Origin of the sequence: Bartonella sp. AP3QHHD, assembly GCF_042195765.1 — a bacterium.
GTDB lineage: Bacteria > Pseudomonadota > Alphaproteobacteria > Rhizobiales > Rhizobiaceae > Bartonella.
The window spans coordinates 1-2,618 of sequence record NZ_JBHIPC010000022.1 but is presented as its reverse complement, the minus strand read 5'-3'; the positions used below and the strand labels follow the sequence as shown (position 1 = coordinate 2,618).

Below are 2,618 nucleotides of genomic sequence, written 5' to 3'. Positions count from 1 at the left end.
TCGTCAACCTCGACAACTTCAACACCGTGTAGAAAACCTGTTGCCATACTTTATGCTCCTTTAAATGAGGGGTGAATGAAAATGAATGGGAAAAATGAGGGTTGGATTTGAAATCGCACCCTTTAAAACAGTAAAACATAAGAATTTTGGTTCACTCGCATTTCAAATGCGAGTGAATAGTAAAGGGTAGCATTTCAAATGCGATCCTTTGAAAACAACAATATGTGAAATAATTTTTTAAAAGCATATTGACACTAATAAACCCTCATGTTATTCGAATCACAAGTGCTAGAAACACTAAACCATTAGCGGATAGGTCACGTAAGATCTCTCCCATGCATTTAAAATACTGATTGTCTTTTATGCTATTATTGGCATATAACGATTTTGTCGGGTGTAGCTATGCTATACAATACCTTCTCACGAGGGGAAGACATAGCGACGGACTAATGGCCGTGTTTCTAACGCCCGGCACCCTTGGGGGTGTCAATAGAGACATTAAAACCATTAGGAGTTCATCATGAACAATTTAGTGACAATCAACAATGATGGCATCGTTGTCACAACCTCTTTAAAAATTGCTGAGGGTGTGGGGAATACGCATAAAACAGTTATACAGTTAGTACGCAATAATCGTAAGGATTTTGAAGAGTTTGGTTCACTTGGATTTGAAATCCAAGTGAGTAAAAGAGACGGTAAAGGTGGTCAAAAGAGAGAAGTTGCTATTCTCAACGAACCACAAGCCACTCTACTCATGACCTATATGCGTAACAATGATACGGTGCGTGCGTTTAAAAAAGCACTCGTTAAAGCTTTCTATGATTTAAAAAACCAGTTAATTGATAATGACCGTGATACACGCTTTGATTTTCCAAGCAACTGGGACGAAATGGGACCTACTGAAAAAGCTGTTTATATTTATGGACCGCTTCACATGCATCTTGTTAAAGCCTTTACATTAGCAGAAGAGAGCAAACATTACAAAACGCTTGTTGAAGAAGCCAAACGAGTTTTAGTAAGCCCTGTTGCAAAAGTAGCTTAAGTTAAAAACATGATTTTATCTCCTCGCCTTTGAGGCGGGGAGACAGTTAATGGCTCTGTTCCATTTGTATATCCACTTTATTAGCTGTTAATGTTGGAATAGAAGAGACATCAATGTCCCTCAAGGCATGCCATGTATCATAATTGGCTTGAAGCTGTAGCCAAAGGGCTGGTCCATTTCCTAACAATTTACCAATGCGAGCTGCTGTTACGGCTGTGACTGGACGTTCTCCTTTAAGGATACCGTGCAAGTGCTGGCGTGATATTTGAAGAATCCTAGCAATTTCGGTTTTGCTTGCATTTAAATGTTCTAAGGATTCAGCTAAAATTTCTCCTGGATGAGAAGGACAACGATTAGGATTACGTGTGGTCATGGATAGTTTCCTTTACAAATCTTAAAACCTTCAGTGGTATTGCTCTAGATCAACATGGTAAACGTGTCTGTCTTTAAATTCAAAAGTGATACACCAAGGACCATTGATATGAATTGTGTAGCGAGTTGGAGTAAAGCCTTTAAGCATATGAAAATTATAACCTGGTACATTGATATCACTAACTTGAGAAGCAGCGTCAAGGGCATCAAGACGGCGAATAATACGCTGTTGAAGCCTGCTATCAATCTTACTTTTTCCTGTTTCCCAGAGAGATTTGAGGTCTTTATTTTTAAATGTTTTGATCATAGCAAACTCAACAACTTTATTTTAAGTAAGATGTAATGTATTAAGTGACAATTGTCAACAAAAATGTTACAATTTAATATGATTGATGCCAACACTGTAGAACTAAAGGAATTTAAGAAATGAATATCAAACCAATTCGTACAGAGAGAGAGTATCAAGAAGCTTTAGAGATTGTGTCTGCGATGTTTGACAATCAACCTAAAGAGAATACTCCAGAATTTGATCAAATGGAGGTTCTTGTGTTGTTGATTGAAGCGTATGAAGCAGAACACTACCCTGTTTCTCCTCCTCATCCTATTGAGGCTATTAAATTTAGAATGGAACAAATGAACTTAAGTGCTAAAGATCTTGTTCCTGCGATTGGTCATTTAAATCGTGTTTATGAAATCTTGAGTGGTAAAAGAAAATTAACACTGCGCATGATTAAAAACTTGCACCAACAGTTCAATATTCCACTAGAAAGTCTGATAGCTTAGGTTTTATACTAATTTATTTTTTTGAAAGATTTTTAAGGGGTTTCAAAAGGTCTTCAAAGATCATTTAAAGACCCTTTAATATGTATTATTTCTCGTTTTAGAAATCGCAATTTGAGATGATCAGCTCTTGAGCCGGCATTGGATTATTTGAACCACATGTATAAGATGTATTCACTTCTTTTAGTTTAAATTGGCTAAAGGTTTTTCGGATCTCTGGCACATCATTGAGAGACAGAACAAACTTTCCCTTTAATTGTGCAAGCAGTGTGGACATCGTCTGGTAATCCTCTCGCTTAAACAAATCCTTGCCATAGCAATTCTCAACGCCTGTTAAAGCCCTTTTAAAGGGCTTTAAAAGGGCTTAAAATCATACAAGCCAGCTTATACAACAGCTATCAATTTGACTTGCGCTATTTTTGGT

General features: G+C 37.1%; 4 protein-coding genes and 1 pseudogene. 2 read left to right on the top strand and 3 right to left on the bottom strand.

What is annotated here, in order from left to right; genetic code table 11:
- The first annotated feature begins 520 nt into the window (after positions 1-520).
- Positions 521-1,042 (top strand): Rha family transcriptional regulator, encoded by a 522-nt coding sequence (locus ACFIL7_RS01350; protein ID WP_375615282.1) that lies wholly within the window; start codon positions 521-523, stop codon positions 1,040-1,042.
- Positions 1,043-1,088: 46 nt separating this feature from the next.
- Here the strand turns inward: ACFIL7_RS01350 and ACFIL7_RS01345 are convergent, their stop codons facing one another.
- On the bottom strand, positions 1,089-1,415 hold the full coding sequence (locus tag ACFIL7_RS01345; protein ID WP_273791640.1) for a HigA family addiction module antitoxin: 327 nt from the start codon (positions 1,413-1,415) through the stop codon (positions 1,089-1,091).
- A gap of 30 nt (positions 1,416-1,445) precedes the next feature.
- Positions 1,446-1,721, bottom strand: coding sequence for a type II toxin-antitoxin system RelE/ParE family toxin (locus tag ACFIL7_RS01340; protein WP_375637206.1), 276 nt, complete (start codon positions 1,719-1,721; stop codon positions 1,446-1,448).
- Between the two features lie 119 nt (positions 1,722-1,840).
- On the opposite strand from ACFIL7_RS01340, the gene ACFIL7_RS01335 reads away from it, so the two are divergent.
- Complete coding sequence (locus tag ACFIL7_RS01335; protein ID WP_375624310.1) at positions 1,841-2,197, top strand: type II toxin-antitoxin system HigA family antitoxin; 357 nt, start codon at positions 1,841-1,843, stop codon at positions 2,195-2,197.
- A 97-nt stretch (positions 2,198-2,294) separates the two neighbouring features.
- On the opposite strand, the pseudogene ACFIL7_RS01330 reads toward ACFIL7_RS01335, so the two are convergent.
- Positions 2,295-2,525 (bottom strand): annotated as a pseudogene (locus ACFIL7_RS01330) (DNA adenine methylase); the annotation flags it as partial.
- Between the last annotated feature and the right edge of the window lie 93 nt (positions 2,526-2,618).